The 19,838-nt window shown below is 71.9% G+C and carries 11 protein-coding genes; 8 read left to right on the top strand and 3 right to left on the bottom strand.

Going from position 1 to position 19,838, the window contains the following annotated elements:
* Positions 1-39 precede the first annotated feature (39 nt).
* The 3 genes from IE273_RS12230 to IE273_RS12220 form a co-directional block, all read right to left on the bottom strand.
* Entirely contained in the window at positions 40-1,347 is a 1,308-nt protein-coding gene (locus IE273_RS12230) for a cytochrome P450 (protein WP_189815156.1), read from the bottom strand.
* 28 nt (positions 1,348-1,375) lie between these two features.
* On the bottom strand, positions 1,376-3,205 hold the full coding sequence (locus IE273_RS12225; protein WP_268257502.1) for a non-ribosomal peptide synthetase: 1,830 nt from the start codon (positions 3,203-3,205) through the stop codon (positions 1,376-1,378).
* 128 nt (positions 3,206-3,333) lie between these two features.
* Entirely contained in the window at positions 3,334-3,936 is a 603-nt protein-coding gene (locus IE273_RS12220; protein ID WP_229887183.1) for a hotdog fold domain-containing protein, read from the bottom strand.
* A 658-nt stretch (positions 3,937-4,594) separates the two neighbouring features.
* Here IE273_RS12220 and IE273_RS12215 point away from each other — a divergent pair.
* The 8 genes from IE273_RS12215 (at position 4,595) to glyA (ending at position 19,714) form a co-directional block, all read left to right on the top strand.
* A complete protein-coding gene (locus tag IE273_RS12215; RefSeq protein ID WP_189815154.1) occupies positions 4,595-6,424 on the top strand; it encodes a non-ribosomal peptide synthetase in 1,830 nt (609 codons plus the stop codon).
* A gap of 8 nt (positions 6,425-6,432) precedes the next feature.
* Complete coding sequence (locus tag IE273_RS12210) at positions 6,433-10,446, top strand: condensation domain-containing protein (RefSeq protein WP_189815153.1); 4,014 nt, start codon at positions 6,433-6,435, stop codon at positions 10,444-10,446.
* A gap of 32 nt (positions 10,447-10,478) precedes the next feature.
* Complete coding sequence (locus IE273_RS12205) at positions 10,479-14,408, top strand: non-ribosomal peptide synthetase (RefSeq protein WP_189815152.1); 3,930 nt, start codon at positions 10,479-10,481, stop codon at positions 14,406-14,408.
* Complete coding sequence (locus IE273_RS12200) at positions 14,405-14,584, top strand: MbtH family protein (protein WP_014670462.1); 180 nt, start codon at positions 14,405-14,407, stop codon at positions 14,582-14,584. The genes IE273_RS12205 and IE273_RS12200 overlap by 4 nt, the downstream gene beginning before the upstream one ends.
* Entirely contained in the window at positions 14,581-15,351 is a 771-nt protein-coding gene (locus IE273_RS12195; RefSeq protein ID WP_189815151.1) for a thioesterase II family protein, read from the top strand. The genes IE273_RS12200 and IE273_RS12195 overlap by 4 nt, the downstream gene beginning before the upstream one ends.
* A complete protein-coding gene (locus IE273_RS12190; protein ID WP_189815150.1) occupies positions 15,348-16,625 on the top strand; it encodes an ATP-grasp domain-containing protein in 1,278 nt (425 codons plus the stop codon). The genes IE273_RS12195 and IE273_RS12190 overlap by 4 nt, the downstream gene beginning before the upstream one ends.
* 120 nt (positions 16,626-16,745) lie before the next feature.
* A complete protein-coding gene (locus tag IE273_RS12185) occupies positions 16,746-18,359 on the top strand; it encodes a condensation domain-containing protein (protein ID WP_189815149.1) in 1,614 nt (537 codons plus the stop codon).
* A 2-nt stretch (positions 18,360-18,361) separates the two neighbouring features.
* Positions 18,362-19,714: a serine hydroxymethyltransferase gene (glyA, locus tag IE273_RS12180; RefSeq protein ID WP_189815339.1), complete on the top strand. Its 1,353-nt coding sequence runs from the start codon at positions 18,362-18,364 to the stop codon at positions 19,712-19,714.
* The last annotated feature ends 124 nt before the right edge of the window (positions 19,715-19,838 follow it).

Below are 19,838 nucleotides of genomic sequence, written 5' to 3'. Positions count from 1 at the left end.
ATCGCTTTCTCGGAGGTGGGAGGAAGGGCCGCGCGGGCGTCAGGCCGGCACCGGGCCGTCCGCCGCGACGGCTTCGGCCAGCGTCCGCGCGGCGCCCTCGCGCAGGGTCGCGGTGAGGGGCATCCGCTTGATCCCCGCCACGAAGTTGGAGGTGAGGTGTTCGACGGGGCCGGCGGGAGCGAACGCCTCGACGAGGGCGACGATCTCCTCGAACAGCAGCCGCAGCGCGATGCGCGCCAGGGGCGCCCCGATGCAGTAGTGGGGCCCGAACCCGAAGGCCACGTGACGGTTCGGGGAGCGGGTCACATCGAAGCGGAACGGGTCGGGGAAGACCTCCTCGTCGCGGTTGGCCGAACCCAGCCAGGCCACCACCGCGTCCCCGGCCTTCAGCTCCTGGCCGCGCAGGGTGATGTCCTGGGTGACGTAGCGCATGAAGTGGTTCGCCGGCGAGGCCCAGCGCAGCCCTTCCTCGACCGCGCCGGTCGTCAGCGACGGATCGGCCAGCAGCCGCCGGTACTCCTCGGGATGCTCCATCAGCGCGAGGACGGTGGCGGCGATCGCGTGCGGCGTCGTGACGTTGGCGCCCAGGAGCAGGCTGTAGCAGTTGTAGACGATCTCGTCGTGGCGCAGCCTTCTGCCGCCGGCCTCCAGTTCCGTCAGGAAGCCGATCAGGTCGTCCTCGGCGAAACCGTGCCGGACGCGTCGCTTGACCTGGCCGGAGAAGTACGCGAACAGCTCGTGGTGAGCGGCGGTCAGCGTGCTGTCTCCGGTGGTCTCCCGGAAATCGTGGTCCTCCGGGGCGACAGCCATCGTGGTCAGCCGGGTGAGCCGTGGCCAGTCGGCCTCGGGCAGTCCCATCAGCGTGCCGGTGAACGCCATCGGGAAGCCGGCGGAGGCCGCGGCCACGTCCCAGGTGCCCCCGTCCAGCAGCGGGGCGAGCAGCCGGTGCACCACCCGGCGGATCTGCGGCTGGCGGGACTTCAGGGCCCGGTGCGAGAGCACCTTGTTCAGCGGTTCACGCATCGCGGTGTGCACGGGCGGGTCGCTCGCCGCCATCATCTTGCCGCCCGCCGGGTCGGTACCGCCCAGGATGGACAGCAGTGTGCCGCGGTTGGACGTGAACCGGGTGTGGTCGCGCAGGACGTCGTTGACGTCGTGGTACTTCGTCACCGACCAGAACGACCGGCCGTCGGGGAGGGTCTGGCGGTGCACCGGGGCACGTTCCCGCATGACCGTCCAGATCGCGTGCGGGTCGCCGACGGCGTACAGCTCGGGGTCGAACAGGTCCACCGCGTCCAGATCGATGCCGCTGCCGGGGCCGCCCGGGTGGGGGGTGCTGATTCTCATCGGTCTCGCTCTCTCCAGGGGGAAGAGGTCACCCGGCCTGCGTGCCGTCGCTCTCGGGGTCGGTCGTCAACGTGGTGAGGTAGGCCGCCAGTTCGTCGATCGTCGGGTGCTCGTAGAAGGCCACCGGGGGCACGTTCACGTCGTACTCGGCGCTGATCTCGCCGGTGATGCGCGCCGCCATCAGGGAGTGGCCGCCGAGTTCGAAGAAGTCGTCGTCGACTCCCACCGGGGAGAACCCCATGAAGTCGGCCCAGAGTTCGGTGAGCCAGGTCTCCATCTCGGTGGCGGGGGCGCGGTACTCGCTGATCATCTCGGGGCGTTCGGGCCGTGGCATCGCGGCGAGCCGCGCCCGGTCCACCTTGCCGTTGGAGTTCAGCGGGAGCGCGTCGAGCCGGACGAAGAGAGCCGGGATCATGTAGGCGGGCAGGCCGCGCCCGAGGTCACGGCGCAACTCGGCCGTGGTGACGACCTCTTCGCTGACGTAGTACGCCGTCAGCCGGCGTTCCGTGTCCGACGCCGGCTGCGCGACGACCGCGGCGTCGGTGATCTCGGGGTGAGCGCGCAGCGCGGCCTCGATCTCGCCGGGCTCGATGCGGAAGCCCCGGATCTTCACCTGCTGGTCGGCCCGGCCGTGGAATTCGAGCGTGCCGTCGGGCCGGCGGCGGGCCAGGTCGCCCGTGTCGTACATGCGCGCGCCCGGCACGTCGGAGAAGGGGTCCGGCACGAACCGTTCCGCGGTGAGCGCGGGGGCGTTCAGATAGCCGTGGGCCAGTCCGAGTCCGGCCGCGTAGAGCCGGCCCACCTCTCCGTCCGGAACGGGCTCGTAGGCGTCGTCGAGCAGGTGCACGGTGGTGCCGCGGATGGGCCGCCCGATCGGTACGGGGCCGTCCGCCACGGGACCGGTGAAGGTGTGGCAGGCGGTGAAGGTGGTGTTCTCGGTCGGCCCGTAGCCGTTGGTCAGGGTGGTCTGGGGCAGTTCGCCCAACGCGCGGTCGACATGCGCGGCGGAGAGCACGTCGCCGCCGGCCACCAGGTGACGCAGCCCGCGCAGGTTCTGGGTGCCGGACTCGACCATGGCGTGGAACAGACCCGCGGTCAGCCAGGCCACGGTGATCTGGTTCTTCCGGATGAACGCGGAGAGGTCCGCCGGCGTGATGTCGCCCGGGGGTGCCACCACGAGACGGCAGCCGTTGAGCAACGCGCTCCAGATCTCGAAGGTGGACGCGTCGAAGGCGACGGGAGCGAAGTGGAGGAAGACGTCGTCGGGCCGGACCGCCAGGAATCCGGAATCCGTCACCAGGCGGAGGATCCCCTGGTGGGGCACACAAACACCCTTGGGTTTTCCGGATGATCCCGAGGTGTACGCGATATAAGCGGTGTTCTGCGCGGACGTCGCGGGATGCGGTGATGTCGCGGGCGGCGTGGGAGTGGGCGCGGGGGCGGCGTCGAGGAGGAGCGTGGTGGCCGAGTGGCCGAGCCGTTCGACGAAGTCGGATGTCGTGATGACGACCTTCGCTCCCGAATCCTCCAGGAGAGCGATGTGGCGTTCCCGGGGCTGTTTGGTGTCGAGCCCGAGATAGTTTCCGCCGGATTTGAGAACGGCGAGCAGGGCCACTATCAACCCCGCTGAACGTTCCAGACAGATTCCTACGGTGTCCTCCGTGCCGATCCCCGCGGCACGGAGCCGGTCGGCCAGGATGCCGGATCGGGAATCCAGCTCGGCGAACGTGAGTTCCTCGTCGTGCGCACTGATCGCCACCGCGTCCGGATCCGCAGCAGCTCGCTGCGCGAATAAGCCGTGAACGGATTCCGTGGCCACAGTACCGGATGATCCTTTGGTTAGGGTTTCCGTCGACATTCTCCGTCCGTTCTGTGAGTTCTTGCGCACCACCGAGTTCTTGCGCACCACCGCGGAAAAGGAGGGCAGCACGGCGGGACCGGTGCGAGGGCGGGCTGCTGGATTGTCGGGGCGGGGCGGGGCGCCTGTCAGGCGGAGGCGGGCAGTCCTTCGGGCACTGCCACCCAGACCGCCGACGCCCGGCCGGCCTCCCGGCCGGACGCGTCGAAGAGGGCCGTGTCCACGACGGCCGTCCTGCCCTGTCTGCGCCGCAGGACGCCCACCACGACGCAGGGGTCCCCCGGGACCGGCCGACGGCTGATCACCGCGGTCATCCGGTTGAGCACCATGGGCTCGGTCCGCGGGTCGCAGGTCCACCCGCCGGGGCAGTCCAGCACGCTCCAGACCAGCTCGTCGGGGATACCGCCGTCGCCGGACGCCTGCTCGTCCGTGGGTGTCCACAGGCAGGCGACGGTGCCCGGACGTCCCTCCACGGGCCCGGGGGTGAGGGCGAGTCCGTCGCCGGCGGGACGTTCGTGGCCGCAGACGAAGCAGGTGGGGAAGGGGTGACCGGTGAATCCCTGGAAGGCGTGGGAGGCCTGCTCGGCCTCGGCCGGGGAGAGCGGGTCGATCACGGCCGGTTCACCGGCGGCCTCGGCGACGGTGGCGATGAGTTGTCCGTCCCGTTTGACCTGCGATCTGCGGGGGCCCCGGTGGAATTCGAGGGGTACGCCGAGAGGTGGGGGAGACAACAGTGTCACGGCCGCCGCGGAGCCCTGGGACGGCGTGACGAGACCGGCGAACAAGCCGCAGGCATAACCGCCCTGAGCTGAATTGGGTGGTCCGTTGTGACGGTAATCGATGACCGGGCTGATGTGATCCGACACGTTGAACAGGATCCCCCTCCGTGCATACCGCGACAAGGGCGGAAGGGTCTCTTCCGGCCTTCGTACCGCCGACTCCCTCGACCCGGCCTTACCGGGGAGGAAGAGTTCGGATCTGCAGGCTCACGCTGTCCGTTTCCTTGATCAAACGAGCAGAGCCTAACTCAAGTCTGTACGGCGGGCAACTTTTTCAAAGCGTTTCACGTTCCGGGTAAAGTGGGCAAGAAGGGCATTTCCTCTTTTATGGATTGGATGATTGAAAGCAGTTTTTTCGGGGAAAGCGAACAGCCAGAAGATGATCAGTGCTGGCGTGATTCGGATGGCCGTGCTTTACTGCCCGATGCGGCGGCATTGGAAGCTGCTGGTCCCGGCTGCGCACGTCCGGGACATCGATGGCTGAAAGTTCTCCATCGAGCTCGCACGCCGTCCTGCGAATTCGGCCGAAGATCTTCTCTCCCCCCGGAGGGACCCCGGCTGTCGTCCTCACACCTCCCACCCGGCCACCCCGGCCAGCTAAGGAGCGCTCGTGTACGCCGCACCACTGACGCCTCCGTCCGAGTTCTCGTCCGACCACCGATCGGTCGCCTCCCTCTTCCACGAGGTGGCCGAGCGGTACGGGGTGCGCCCAGCCGTACGGCACGGCGACACCGAACTGAGCTACCGGCAACTGGCGTCGGCCGCCGGCGGACTGGCGTCCTGGCTGCGGGAGCAGGGCATCGGACGCGGAGACGTGGTGGCCACCCTGGTGGACCGCTCGGTGTGGTCCGTGGTGTCCATCCTCGGCGCGTGGTCGGCCGGCGCGGTGCACGTGCACCTGGAGCCCACGGACCCCGACACCCGGATCGCGGCACTCCTGACCGCGACCGGCGCACGAGCCGTACTCGTGGACGAGCGCAACCGGTCGCGTTTACCCCGACGGACCCCCGTGCTGCGGGTGCTGGACGGCTCGCTGCCCACCGCTCCGTACGAGCCGGCCCCCGAGACCCAGCCGCAGGACTCGGCGTATCTCGTGTTCACCTCCGGATCGACGGGCGTGCCCAAGGCGGTCGAGGTTCCGCACGGGCCCGTGCTCAACCACCACGTGGGCTTCTGGCGCTACCTCGCGCCGATCACGACCCCGCGGAGCTTCGCCATCGCCACGACCTTCGCCGCCGACCTCGGGCTCATCTCCGCCTTCGGCGCCATCCTCAGCGGTGCCCGTCTGGACATCTACGACCGCCACACCACGCTCGACGCCGACGCCCTCGCCGCCGAACTCGACAAGCACCCGGTGGACGCCGTCACCTACACCCCCTCCCTGCTGGAGGCGCTGGCCGCGGAGCGGGACATCGCGTCGCTGCTGCCCCGCCGCATGGCCGTCGTCGCGGGCGAGGCGTTCCCGCCGCGGCTGGCCGCCGCCATGCTCAAGGCCCGCCCGGACCTGCATGTCTTCAACGCTTACGGTCCTTCCGAGGCGACTATCGAGATGATGCTGCACCATGTGCGGGAGGAGGACACCCGGCGAGCCCGCATCCCCGTGGGCAAGGCCATCGACGGTGTCTCGCTGCGCCTGCTCGGTGAGGACGGCGAGCCCGTGCCCGACGGGGCCCCGGGCATCCTCTACGTAGGAGGCCGCTGCCTCGCCCACGGCTACCGCGGCGACCCGGAGCTGACCGCGCGCAAGTTCGTCCGCGACGCCGACGGCGAACGCTTCTACCGCACCGACGACCTGATGGTCCGCGACAGCGAGGGTGTCTACGAGTACCTGGGGCGGGCCGACCGCCAGTTGAAGGTCCGCGGCAACCGCGTCGAGCCCGGCGAGATCGAATCGGCGCTGCTCACCGTGGCCGGCGTCCAGCAGGCCCTGGTCGTCGGTGAGGAACCCGCCCCCGACGCACCCACCGAACTCGTCGCCTACGTCGTGACGGCCTCCGCGATCACACCGGAGGAGATATCCCGCCACCTGCGCGAGCGCCTGACGCAAGCGCTCGTCCCGAGCCGCATCAGCATCGTCCCCGCCATCCCCGTCACCGTGAACGGCAAGGCCGACCTCGCCGCCCTGCGCGCCACGGCCGCGCACCCCGCCGCCCCCGACCGGCCCGCCGGCGACCTCCCGCGCACCGACACCGAGCGATTCGTGGCCGCGCTGTGGAGTTCCGCGCTGGGACGGCCCGAAGTCGGCCGTGACGAGCGGTTCATGGAGATCGGCGGAGACTCCTTCAAGGCGCTGCGGGTCTTCGCGGGCCTGCGCCGCACCTACCCCGCCATGACCATCGACCAGCTCTTCCAGCATCCGACCGTCGCCACGCTGGCCGCCGCCCTGGACGGCGGGAACGCCCGGGGAACCGAGCCGTCCGCCACGACCGTCGAGCTGTGAAGGGCCCCATGGACACCGAAGACGACACCACCGCGGTGGCCGTGGTCGGCCTGGCCTTCGAGTTCCCCCAGTGCGACGACTGGGACACGCTCACCGAGATCCTGCGCGCGGGACGCGACTGCCTGGGACCGATGCCCGCCGCCCGTGCCCGGGCCACCGGGGTCATGCGCTCCGACAGCGACCAGGAAGGCGGCTGGATCGACGACATCACCGGCTTCGACCACCGTGCCTTCGGCCTGTCCCGCGCCGAGGCCGAGCTGATCGACCCCCGGCAGCGCAAGATGCTCCAGCTCGCCGTGCGCGCGATCGGCCATGCCGGTTACGCCCCGGCGGAGCTGCGCGGCCACGACGTCTGCGTCTACACCGCCGGGTACGGCGGACCGGAACCGACCCTGTACGAGCTGCTGGACGAGACGGGCCGCCGCCATGGCGCCGCCCTCACCGGCAGCATCCGGGCCTTCGCCGCCGGCCGCATCGCCTACCACCTCGATCTGCGCGGAAGCGCGATGGTCGTGGACACCGCCTGTTCCTCCTTCCTGGTCGCGCTGCACGAGGCGCGCCGGAAACTGGCGTACGGCGAGTGCGCGTCGGCCCTGGTCGGCGGCTACGAACTCGTCCTGGGCCGGCCCCCGTCCCGGCCGGAGGGCGCGGACGGCCTGGGGGTGCTCTCCGCCACCGGCCGCTGCCGCCCGTTCGACGAGAAGTCGGACGGCACGACCTTCGGCGAGGGCGGCGGCTTCGTCCTGCTCAAGCGGCTGGCGGACGCGCTGCGTGACGGTGACACCGTGCACGCGGTGATCCGTGGCAGTGCCGTCAACCAGGACGCCGGGCGCAGCAACGGTCTGACGGCGCCCAGCCCGGTGGGCCAGGCCCAGGTGATCGCCGCGGCGCTGAGGGACGCCGCCGTGGACCCGGCGACCATCGGCTACGTCGAGGCGCACGGCACCGGCACCCGGATCGGCGACCCGATCGAGATCCAGGGGCTGGCCGCCGCGCTGTCCGAGGTGGCGGCGGACTTCCCGGCCACCGTCCGGGCCACCGCGCTCCCGGTGTCCTCGGCCAAGGGCAACTTCGGTCATCTGGACTGCATGGCGGGCTTCGCGGGCCTGGTGCGCATCATCGCGCAGTTCCGTGCCGGAGAGATCTTCCCCACGGCGCACTTCACCGCGCCGAACCCGCTGCTCGGCCTGGACGGCACCGCGCTGCGCGTCGCCGACCGGTGCGAACCGTGGCCGACGGGTGCCCTCCCACGGCGCGGTGGCCTGAGCAGCTTCGGCCTCAGCAGCACCAACGCGCACGTCATCGTCGAGGAGGGCACCGCCGCCCGGCCGGCGGTGCGGCCCGCGGCCCCGGGCCGCACCGACCACGTCGTCGTACTGTCCGCGCGCGACGCGTCCGGACTGCGGCGCTACGCCGCGCGGCTCCGGCAGGCCGTCGCAGCCGACCCGCGGCGCTTTCCCCTCGCGGACGCGGCCGACGTCCTGGCGCTCGGGCGCGACCACGGGGAGCGCTTCGCCCACCGCCGGGCCTGGGCCGTGACCGACACCGCCCACCTGCTGGGCGAGCTGGACGGCTTCCTGGCCGCCACGGACCCCGCGGCCACCGACGAGGCCGGCACCGGAACGACGGTCCGCGCCCCTCTCGTCCTGGCCCTCGGCTCCCCCCGGGACACGGCCGCGGACCTTGACGCGGCCCACCTGTCGGACCTGGCGGAGGCGTTCCCCGGCTTCGCCCGTGTACTGGACGAGGCGCGGCGCCACGTGCCGGCCCAGCGCTGGACCGCGGGGCAGCGGCACCTGCTCCGCCTCGCGGGAGTGCGGGCGCTCCTCGCCGATCTCGCGGTCACTCCCGACCTCGTACTGGCCCACGGGACAGGGGCGTTGGCGGACCGGTACGCACGCGGCACGGTGGACCTGCCCACCGCCCTGGCCCAGGCGGACGACGAAGCGCACACCACGGCACCCGACGCGGGCCGGCTCAGGGCGGCGCTCGCCGGATTCGCCGGCACCACCGTCGTCGTCGACCTGGCACCGGACAGCGCCCTCTCGCGCCTGCTGCGTGAGGAGGCCGGCTCCCGGTTCGAGACCGTGACCCCGCGCTCTCCCGCCGAACTGCTCGCCGCCTGCCACCGCCGGGGGTTCCCCCTGGACTGGCACACCGGCCTGGGGCGCGGGCCGGGGCGCCGGATCGAGCTGCCCACCGCCCCGTTCGCCGAGGAGCACTGCTGGCCGGACACCGCGCTCGCCGCCCCGGTGGCAGAGGGCCCGTCGGACGCCCCGGCCGACGCCGAACCGGAGCGGACCGCCACCGACACGACACCCGCCGCCCTGGTGCTCGAACTGGCCCGGGACGTTCTCAAGGAGCCCGGACTGGGCCTGGACGACGACTTCTTCGACGCGGGCGGCAACTCCCTCAACGGCGTCCAACTGATCACCAGGCTGAACGACCGGCTCGGCACCGACCTCGACGTCATGGACCTCTTCGACTTCGCCTCCCTGGGCGAACTGGCGGCCTCGCTCGGTACGGAACCCCCGGTCGGAACGGCGGCCCCGACCGCGACCGGCGGGAGCGCCGCCACCGTGAGTGGCGGAACGGCCGTGACCGCGACCGGCGGGAGCGCCGTCACCGCGACCGGCGGGAGCGCCGAGACCGCCGTCCCCGCCGCGACCGAAGGACCGCTCTCCGGGCAGCAGGCCGCGATCTGGGCAGCCGTCCAACTCGCCCCCGAATCCGCCGCGTACAACGTGGCCAGCGCCTTCCTCCTCGACGGCCCGGTGGATCCGCAGCGGCTGACCCGGCGGCTGGAAGCACTGGTACGCCGCCACCCCATGCTCCGCGTCACCCTGCACGACGGCGCGGACGGACCCGTGCAGGTGATCAGCCCGCCCGAGGAGGCCCGGCTCACCCTGGAGCGCCTCACCCTGGAGTTCCCCGGGACCACGGCCGCAGACGGCCGCGACCGGCTGCTGGCCCGGCTGAAGGACCTGGTGGCCGAGCCGCTCGACCTCTACGGCGACACACCGGCCCGCTACCAGCTCGTGCGGGCCCGGTTCGGCGACCGGGACCAGCACGTCCTCGTGCTCACCTTCCACCACCTGTTCTTCGACGGCTGGTCGTGGCGGATCCTGATGGACGACCTGAGCAGCGACACCGACCGACCCGCGCCCGCCCGCACCTATCTCGACTACGTCCGGGAGCAGCGGGAGCTGCTGGACGGCGAACGCGGCCGGCAGCTGGTCGAGTTCTGGAGGAAACGGCTCGCCGGAGTGCCTGCCGTGACACTGCCGGCCGACGTCGCGGACGCAGATCCCTCCCGGCTCCCGGACCGGGGTGCCGATCTGCCGTTCCCGATCGAGCCCGAACTCGCCGCCCGGCTGCGCGCCCTCGCCCGTGAGGCGCGGGGCACGCTCAACATGGTGCTGCTCGCCGGATGGATGGCGCTGCTCTGGAAGATCGGCGGCAGTCGTGACGTGTCCGTCGCGAGTGCGGTCACGGGCCGGGTGTCCGGCCACGACGACGTGATCGGCTGCTACGCCAACACCGTCGTGATCCGGGCCGCCCTGGTCCCCGAGGAGCCGTTCTCCGCCTTGCTGGCGGCCGTCCGTGACGCCCAGCTGTCCGCGCTGTCGCACGGAGACCTGCCCGCCGACCGGATCGTACGGATCGCCCGGCCGCACTCGGCGGAACCCGCCGCGACCACCAATTTCAGCTTCCACAACGCGGTCGAGCCCCTGCGCGGCCTCGGCCCCGAAGGCCCGGCCGTGGAACTGCTCGACGTCGACCCCGCGGCGCCCACGTTCCCGCTCAGCGTGTCGGTCATGGAGTACGGGGACGCCCTCTGGGCCGGCCTGAAGTACGCCACGGACCTGTTCCGGCCGGAGACGGTGGCCGCCTGGCTCGACGAGTACCGCACGCTGCTGCGCAACCTGGCCGAGCGGGGCCCCGGCGCCACCTTGTTCGACCTGTTCGACGCGCCGTCCCGGACAGTCGGAACGCCGGACGTGCCGGACTTCACGTTCTGAGGCCGAAGGTCTGCCAAGAGGAGAACCCCCACGTGAACACCACCACCGACTCCGCCGGCCTCGCCTCCCGCGAGTTCTGGCTGCGCCACCGGGACGACCTGCGCGCGGGCTCCCTCGCCACGGCGCAGGCCCTGGGCGGCGGTTCGCACGAGACCACGCCCGGCGCACCGACCACCGCGCGCGCTCCTCTGACCTCCGCCACCCGTGCGCACCTCGACCGCGTCACCGGCGGTGAGCCTCTCCTGCGCTGGACCGCCGTCGCCGCCGCCACGGGCCTCGTACTGCGCCGCTTCGGCGCGGAAGGTGCCGTCACCCTGCTGGCCGGTGCCCCGCTGGAGCACGGGCTGCCCGCACTGCTGCGCCCCGACCCCGCGGCGACCTTCCGGCAGTGGCTGGGCAGCGTACGGTCCCTGGCCGCGCAGATCCTCGAACACGGCGATGTCGACGCGGGCACGCACCGCGGCCTCCTGGAGGAGGACATCGTGCTCACGGTCGGCGTCGACGGACCGGACACCGGGGGCCCCACCGCCGAGGCCGCCGCGTCCCTGCGCCTGGGCACCGCGGAGGTCACCGTGACCTCGCGGCTGCTGCCCGCCGCACGGCTGAGCGCGCTGGCGACGGGCGTGGCCACCGTGCTGGAGCAGGGTCTGGCCGACCCCGGCCGGCGTCTCGCGGACCTCGGCGTCCTCGACGAGCCCACCCGCCACCAAGTGCTCACCGCCTTCAACGAGACCGCCCCCCTGGACAACAGCCGGCCCTACCGGGAGCTCCTGCTGGCCCAGGCCGCACAACGCCCCGACGCCGTCGCGATCCACGACGGGACGGATACCTTCACCTATCGGCAACTGTGCTCCCACGCCACCGCCGTCGCACTGAACCTGCGCGCGGCGGGCGTCGGCAGGGAGAGCCAGGTCGCCCTGGTCGCCCAGCGCAGCGCGTGGTTCCTCGTCATGGCCGTCGGTGTCCTCTTCGCGGGCGGCGTGTACGTCCCCCTGGACCCGACGATGCCCGCCGGGCGCCGGGACCGGCTGATGCGCGGCGCCCAAGTCGTCGTCGCGGGCCCGGAAGTGGAACTCCCACAGGACCTCGACGCGCCCCGGCTGCTCCCGGAACACCTGCGCAAGGAGGCCGAGTCCACCCCGGGGCCGCACGCCCCCGAGACGGTGGCGCAACTCCTCGGCCCGCCGGCGGCGCCCACCGACCTCGCCTACATCATCTTCACCTCCGGTTCCACGGGCACCCCGAAGGGAGCCGGCGTCGAGCACCACTCGTTCCTCAACCTCCTCGCGACCCGGGTGCCGGACTACGGCCTGCGCCCCGGTGTGGAGGTGCCGCAGACCGCGCCGCTCACCTTCGACCTGTCCATCTGGCAGATGTTCGCGGGCCTGACGGCCGGCTCCACGGTCTGTGTCGTCCCCGACGACGTGGTGCGCGATCCCGCGGCACTCGCCGCCATGGCGGTGGAGCACCGGTTCGGCTGTCTCGCACTGGTACCGACCTTCGTCGCCGTGCTCCTGGAGCACTTCGAGGCCGCACCCGACTCGGCCGCGGCCGTCCGCTCGACCCTGGGCCGTCTGATCGCCACAGGGGAACCGCTCAGCGGCGAACTGGCCCGCCGGTGGCACACCGTCATGCCCGGCGTGGAACTGCTCAACGCCTACGGACCCGCCGAGGTCGCCGACGACAGCACGGGCGGCCCCGTCACCGCCGACGAGGGCATGTACACCTCCATCGGCAAGGTGCTGCCCAACGTCCGCGTCCATGTGCTCGACGCGGATCTGCAACCCGTGCCCCCGGGCGTCACCGGCCAGGTGTACATCGGCGGCGAGAGCGTGGGCCGCGGCTATGTGGGCCAGCCCGCGATGACGGCGGGCGCGTTCCTGCCGGACCCGTTCGCCACCGAACCGGGACGGCGCATGTACCGCACCGGAGACCTCGGCCGGTGGCGTACGGACGGATCCGTCGAACTGCTCGGCCGGGCCGACAACCAGGTCAAGCTGCGCGGACGCCGCGTGGAGCTGGGCGAGATCGAGCACGCCGTGGAGAGCCACCCGCAGGTGGCCCGGGCCATCGTCGAACTCCTCAAGGACGACGGCCTGGAACGGCTCGTCGCCTTCGTCACGCCCACGCCCGGTAACGCCCCGACCGACCGGCAGATCCAGGAGTTCGTCGCCGGCCGGCTGCCCGCGTACATGGTGCCGAACGAGGTGCTGACACTCGACGAGCTGCCCCGCAACCGCAACGGCAAGGTGGACCGCGCGGCGCTGCGCGCCCGCGCCGCCGAGCGGACCGTACCGACCGCCGCGTACACGGCGCCGCGCACGTCCCTCGAAGCCGATCTGTGCGAGCTGTGGGCCACCGTCCTCAAGCTCGAACGCGTCGGTGTCACCGACGACTTCTTCGCGCTGGGCGGTGACTCCATCACCGGCATCCGCATCGTCCAGGCGGCCGGGCGCCGTGGCATCGAACTGCGCCCCCGGCACCTGCTGGAGCACCGCACCGTCCAGGAACTGGCCGCGGTCGCGCGACGACGGCCCGCCGGCACCACGGGCCGCCGAACCGCCCCACGCCCCGGAACCGGCACGGACTCCTCGCCCGCCCCGCTCACCCCCGCCCAACGGAGCTTCTTCGCCCGTCGGGTACCCCGCCCGGACTACTGGAACCACGGGGTCCTCTACGCCGTACGGCGTCCCGTCACCACCGACGAGGCCGAACGCGCCGTTCACCTGCTGGCCGGGCGCCACCCGATGCTGCGCGCCCGCATCGACTCCGTGGACGGCGCACTGGCACAGACCGTCTCCGACGTACCCCCGCCCCTCACGGAGTTCGACCTGAGGGACGTGGCGGCGGACGAGCTGGAATCCCGGATGCACGCCTCGGCGACCCGGCTGCACGCGGCCCTCGACCTTCGTGCGGGCCCGGTGTGCCGGGCCGGGCTGCTCCGGCTCCCCGAAGGACAGCACGACCGGCTGGTCATGGTCGTCCACCACGCGGTCGTGGACCTCTACTCCTGGAACGTGATCACCGAGGACCTCTCCACGATCCTGCGGGACGGCGGCACCGAGGCCCTGGACCCCGTCGGCACTCCCTACACCGAATGGGCCCGGCGCCTGGTGGAGTTCGTACGCGACGAACCGGAGCGCCTGAACACCGAGTACTGGCTGACCCGCGACTGGAGCCGCTGCGTGCCGGTCACGGACGCCGGCTCCCCGGGGACCGAGGGCAACACACGGGAACACACCTCCACCTTCGACGAGGACTTCACCCGCCGGTTCGTCGAGGGAACGGCACGCCGCGGACTGACCGTGTACGAGAGCCTGCTGGCCGCGGTCGGCGCGGGCTTCCGGGAATGGCTGGGCGTCCCCGCCGGTGACCTCCTGGTCCAGCTCGGCGGCCACGGCCGGGAAGACCTGTTCGACGACGTCGACCTGAGCCGCACGGTCGGCTTCTTCAACACCGCCTACCCCTTCGCCCTGCCCATGCCCACCGACCCCTCCGACGTGCGACAGGCCCGCGCCGTGGCCGAGCTCGTCAGGAACATCCCGGGCCGGGGCATCGACCACGACCTGCTGCGCCACCTCCACCCCGATCCGGCGCTGCGCGCCCGGATCGCCGCCATCCCCGCGCCCCAGGTGCTCTTCAACTACTGGGGAGAACCCGGGTATCTGCACGCGGACGGCGACGGCGGAGACGGCGACGGCGAGGGCCGTACGCCGGGACCGCTCGCGGACGTACGCATCGACATCTCCGGGGACGACCGGCCGGCGGACATGCCCCGCTCCCACCCCATCGAGATCTACCCCAGCATCGTCGACGGCCGTCTGCGCATCCTGTGGCGCTTCAGCGGCGAGGTCTGTGCGGCACCCCGCAGGAGCGCGCTCGTCGCCTCCTGTGCCGAAGCCCTGCGCGCCGCCGTCGCCGACGCATCCCCTCGTCCGACCAGTGAGGAGACCACCCGATGACCTACACCGTTGTGGTGAACGACGAAGAGCAGTACTCCCTGTGGCCCGAGGCCAAGACCCTGCCGGCCGGCTGGAGGACGACCGGCTTCAGCGGCAGCCGGGAGGAGTGCCTGGACCACGTCGCGACGGTGTGGACCGACATCCGCCCCAAGTCCGTGGCGCCCGCCGCGTCGTGAAACGCACCGAACCCACCCCGCTGCTGTGGCACTACGGCGCGGCAGCGGGCACCCGCACCTACGTCCTGGCCCCGTTCGCCGGAGGCAGCGCCTACTCCATGGGCGACTGGCCCGCACACCTCCTGCGCGCAGGCGAGAGCGCCCTCGTCCTCCAGTATCCCGGCCGGGGCCCCCGCGCCGCCGAAGGGCTGCCGACGAGCCTCGGCGAGCTGGCCGCCGAGGCCGGCCGGGCGGTCCAGCGGCATTCCACGGGACCGGTGGTCATCGTCGGCCACAGCCTCGGCGGTGTGCTCGGCCACGCGCTGGCCGTACACCTGGAGAACGCGGGCCGCGAGGTGGAACTGCTCGTCGCGTCCGCGGCCCGCACACCGTCCTCGCCCCGCCTGGACGCCGGACAGGTCCTCGCCATGACCGACGCCCAGTGGATCCAGGAGATCACCCGCTACAGCACGTTCGATCCCGAGCTGCTCGACGACTCCGCCGTCCTGGACCTCATCGTGCCCGTCCTGCGCGCCGACTACCTGATGCTGGCCCGCCACACCCCCGAACCCCGCGTCCTCTCCTGCCCGTTGCTCGCGATCGGCGGCGCGGACGACGCCTGGGTGCGCGCCGAGCACCTGGAGTCCTGGGCCGAGTACACGGCCGCGGACCTGACCACCCGCACCCTGCCCGGAGGCCACTTCTACTTCCGGGACGACCTGACCCGCGTGATCGAGCTGATCCACACCGTCCTGGACGGCGACCGGGCACGAAAGGAGCATCGGTGAAACCACTGATCGTGGTGTACGACTTCGGTGCGGCGCAACCCGGCGACATCGCCGTGGGGTTGGGCGACTGGGCCGCGTGGGTCTTCGCCGCGGAACGCAACGAGCACACCCGGGGGATGGAGCCGCTGCTCGCCCAGTTCGCGCCCATCGTGTGGATCGACGACCTCGACCAGGCAGTGGCCCAGCTCGGCGCGCACAGCCCCGGCGGCATCGTCACGTTCAGCGAGAAGGCGCTGCGCCTCACCGGCCAACTGGCCCACCGGCTGGGGCTGCCGCAGCACTCACCGGCCACCACCGCGCTGCTGACCGACAAGTGGAACCAGCGGAGCGCCTTGCGCGCGGCGGGAGTCGACTCGGTCCGCTTCCACCGGATCGACACCGTCGGGCAGTGGGCGGACGCGGTCGCGCACGTCGGTCTTCCCGCGGTCCTCAAGCCCGCCTTCGGCGGTGCCAGCCGCAACACCTTCCTCATCGAGGACGAGGCCGACGGCCGCCGCACCGTCGAACGGCTCCTGGCCGCGGGGCCCCCCGGATACGACCCCGAGGGCGCCCTCGTACTGGAGGAGTACCTGGTGGGGCGGGACTGCGCGCCCTTCGGCGACTACGTCTCCATCGAGCAGCTCGTGCAGCAGGGGGAGGTCACCGACATCGCCGTGACCGGCAAGTTCCCCATGGTGCCCCCCTTCCGGGAGACCGGCAGGTTCTGGCCCTCGCCCTTGGACCCGGAAGAGACGGAGCAGGTCTTCGACCTGGCCCGGCGGGCCGTCACGGCACTGGGCATCACCACGGGCCTGACCCACACCGAGGCCAAACTCACCCCCGAGGGGCCCCGGTTCATCGAGGTCAACGGGCGGCTCGGCGGCGGCATCAACGAACTCTCCCGCCGGGCCATCGGCACGGACCTGATCGAGCTGGCCGGCCGGATCGCCCTCGGCGAGCGCGTCGACGTCCCTCCGCTTCCCCCCGGCCGGACGGTCTACCAGATCATCCATCCCGCTCCCCGCGACGCTTGCGAACTGGTCGCGGTGGAAGGCACCGACGAGATCCGGGCCCTGCCCGAGGTGACCCTCTACCGTCCCTACGCCCGACCGGGCGCCCGGCTGGAAGGCGGCGTGCACACACGGGAACTCGACGTCGTCATCGGCGAGACGACCGGACTGGCCGAACTGGCCACGGCCTTCAAGGACGTGGAGTCCAGGCTGCGCTTCACCTTCGCCTTCCCCGGGGAGCCCGGTGTCCGGACGGTCACCGGAGCCGAACTCGGCCGGCTGTGACGCCGATCCGCCCACCCCCGTACGTCCAGCACAGCCCCGCACCTTCAGCACGGCCGTACGTCCACGGCGTTCCGTACCCCCACCACAGTTCGTACGCCCCACGAGAAGAAGGAACGGATAGTGAGTGAGACTGCCACCGACGCGTCGCCCCAGCAGGGAGGGATCTCCGACGCCGCCGTCCTGGCGCGCGTCTGGGAGGAGATCCTCGGAGTCGACGGCGTCGGCCCGGACGACGACTTCTTCTCCCTCGGCGGGGACTCGCTCCTCGCCGTCCAGGTCGTCGGCGTGGCCAAGGAACGCGGGCTGCGACTGACACTCCTGGACCTGTTCAAGAACCCCACACCACGTGGCGCCTGCACCGGCTCCACGACCGGTGCGCAGGAAGAGGGAGTGAGCGAGGAGCTTCTCACCCCCGAGGACCGGGCGCTGGTCCCGGACAGCGCCGAAACGGCGTACCCCGCCACCCGGCTGCAACTCGGCCTGATCTACGAGAACCTGCTGAGCGGGGGCCGCCTCTACATCGATGTGGTGTCCCGCGCGGTCACGCTCCCGCTGGACCCGTCCGCGCTGCGACGGGCCGTCGACCGCGTCACCCTGCGTCACCCGATGCTGCGGACCCGCTTCGACCTGACCACCTTCAGCGAGCCCATGCAGGTGGTGGAGCGGGACGTCGACGTCCCGGTGGAGCTGGCGGACTGGTCGGATCTCGGCCCGGCCGCGAAGGCCGAGCGGTACGACGAGGTCATGCGGAGCCTGCACGCCCCCTTCGACCCCGAGCAGGCACCGCTGTGGCGCGTGCACGCGGCCCGCACGGGCCCCTCGGAATTCCAGCTCGCCTACGCGTTCCACCACGCGGCACTCGACGGCTGGAGCGAGACCGTCCTCGCCAGCGAGCTGATCCGGCTGTACGCGGCCGTACTGCGCGGCGAGAACCTCGAACTCGCCGAACCCGCGCCCGCGGAGGAGTACGTACGCCTGGAGCGCGCCGCGTTGCGGAACGACGCGTCCCGGCGGTTCTTCGAGGACCTGGGCACCGGGCCGGCGGCGACGCTGCCGGAGCGGGGTGACGGCACGGGCGACCCCTACCGCAAAGCCACGGCCCGGATCCCCGACGACGACATCCGGCGCATCCAGCAACTCGGCGCCGAGTGGGGCATTCCGGTGAAGAGCCTGTACCTGGCCGCGGACTGCACGGTCCAGGCAGCCCTGGCCGGCGCCACCGAGGTCACGGTCGGGCTGACCGTCAGCGGCCGGCCGGAGACCGTGGGCAGCGAACTGACCCTCGGGCTGTTCCTGAACACCCTGCCCCTGCGCCTGGACGTGGCCGAGGTGTCCTGGCACACCGTGGCCAGGCGCGCCTTCGAGGCGGAGAACGGTCTGCTGGGCCACCGCCGCTTCCCGGACGCCGAAGTGCGCGCGCTGCTCGACGGGATCCCCTTCCCCACCGTCTTCAACTACGTCCACTTCCACGTCCGCGACCGGCTCCTGGACACCGGCCTGGTCACCACCGACGAGGACCTGAGGGACACATCGAGCTTCCCCGTCCGCGTCGAGGTCATCGACGACCCGCGCGGTCGCGGCCGGCTGCTGGAGGTCGTCGTCGACGAGACCCGGTACGGCCGGGGAACCGCGGAAGAGCTGCTCCAGCACGTGCTGGCCGCGCTGCATCAGATGGCCGAAGGCCCCGAAGAGCCGGCCCTCGCCGGCCTCCTGGAACGAGGAGGTAGCCGATGACCATGTCCTCCAGCCCTCTGGCCACCTATGCGCAGCTCGGCTTACGTCAGCTGCACGACCAGGACCCCGAGCTGTACGACCTGCTGGAGCGCGAGCAACGGCGCCAGTCCGAGACCCTCGCCATGATCGCCGCGTCCAGCGTCGCGCCCGCCTCCGTGACCGCCTGCGAGGGAACGGTCCTCGGCAACGTCACGACCGAGGGGTACCCCGGGGCCCGCTTCCACGCGGGCTGCGAGGTGGTGGACGAGGTGGAGCGGCTGGCGGTCCGCCGTGCCAAGGCCGCCTTCGGCGCCCGGTACGCCAACGTCCAGCCCCACTCCGGCAGCACGGCCAACCAGGCCGTCATGTTCAGCCTGCTCCAACCCGGTGACGTGCTGCTCGGCATGGAGCTGAGCGCGGGCGGCCATCTCACCCACGGCTCGCGCGCCTCGGTGTCCGGCAACTACTTCACGTCGATCGGCTACGGCACCGACGCCTCCGGCTGGATCGACATGGACGAGGTCGAACGCCTCTCCAAGGAACACCGGCCCCGGCTGATCGTCTGCGGGGCGAGCGCCTACCCCCGCGAGATCGACTTCGTCCGGTTCCGGGCGATCGCCGACGAGGTGGGAGCCTTCCTGCTCGCGGACATCTCCCACATCTCCGGCCTGGTCGCGGCGGGCCTGCACCCCAGCCCCGTCGACGTGGCACACGTGACCACGACCAGCACCTACAAGCAGCTCTACGGCCCCCGTGGCGGCCTCGTCCTGATGGGCAGGGACGCCGACACCCCCGTACCCGGCTCACGCAAGACCCTCGCCGAGACCCTTCAGAGCGCGGTCTTCCCCTATGTGCAGGGCACCCCGCAACTCCAGGCCGTCGCCGCCAAGAGCAGAGCGCTGGCACTGGTGGCACAGCCCGCATTCCGGGAACTGGCCCGGCGTATCGTCTCCGGAGCCACGGCGCTGGCCGCGGCACTGTCCGCCGCCGGCTACCACGTCCTCACCGGCGGCACCGACAACCACATGGTGCTCATCGACGTCAGCCGCAAGGGACTGACCGGACTGGTGGCGGAACAGGCACTGGAGTCCTGCGGAATCATCGTGAACAAGAACAAGATCCCCGATGACCCGCACGGCCCCCGGGTGACCAGCGGTCTGCGGCTCGGCACGAACCACCTGGCCGCACGCGGCATGGACACCGACGCCGTCCGCGAGTGCGCCGCGCTGGTCGACCGCGTCCTGTCCTCCGTACGGGCCACGGACACCCACACCTGGCACCTCGACGAGCCCGTCCGCTCCCAGGCACGCGCGGACGTGACCAGCCTGTGCGCCCGCTACCCCCTGCCGGACCTGCCGCTGGAGGCCACCGTGTGAGGCCTCAGCAGGCGACGGTCGGATGCAGCGGGCCGGAGGAACCGGACGTCGGGGAGGGGAGCGCACGCACGAGCGACGGCCGGCACCTCGGCCGCCGCCGCGCGGTAGCAGGCCCTCTGCTCCG

Origin of the sequence: Streptomyces olivaceoviridis (assembly GCF_014650115.1) — a bacterium.
In the GTDB taxonomy this organism is placed as follows: Bacteria; Actinomycetota; Actinomycetes; order Streptomycetales; family Streptomycetaceae; genus Streptomyces; species Streptomyces olivaceoviridis.
Note: the sequence above shows the minus strand (reverse complement) of the source record. Positions and strands in the feature narration are given on the sequence as shown.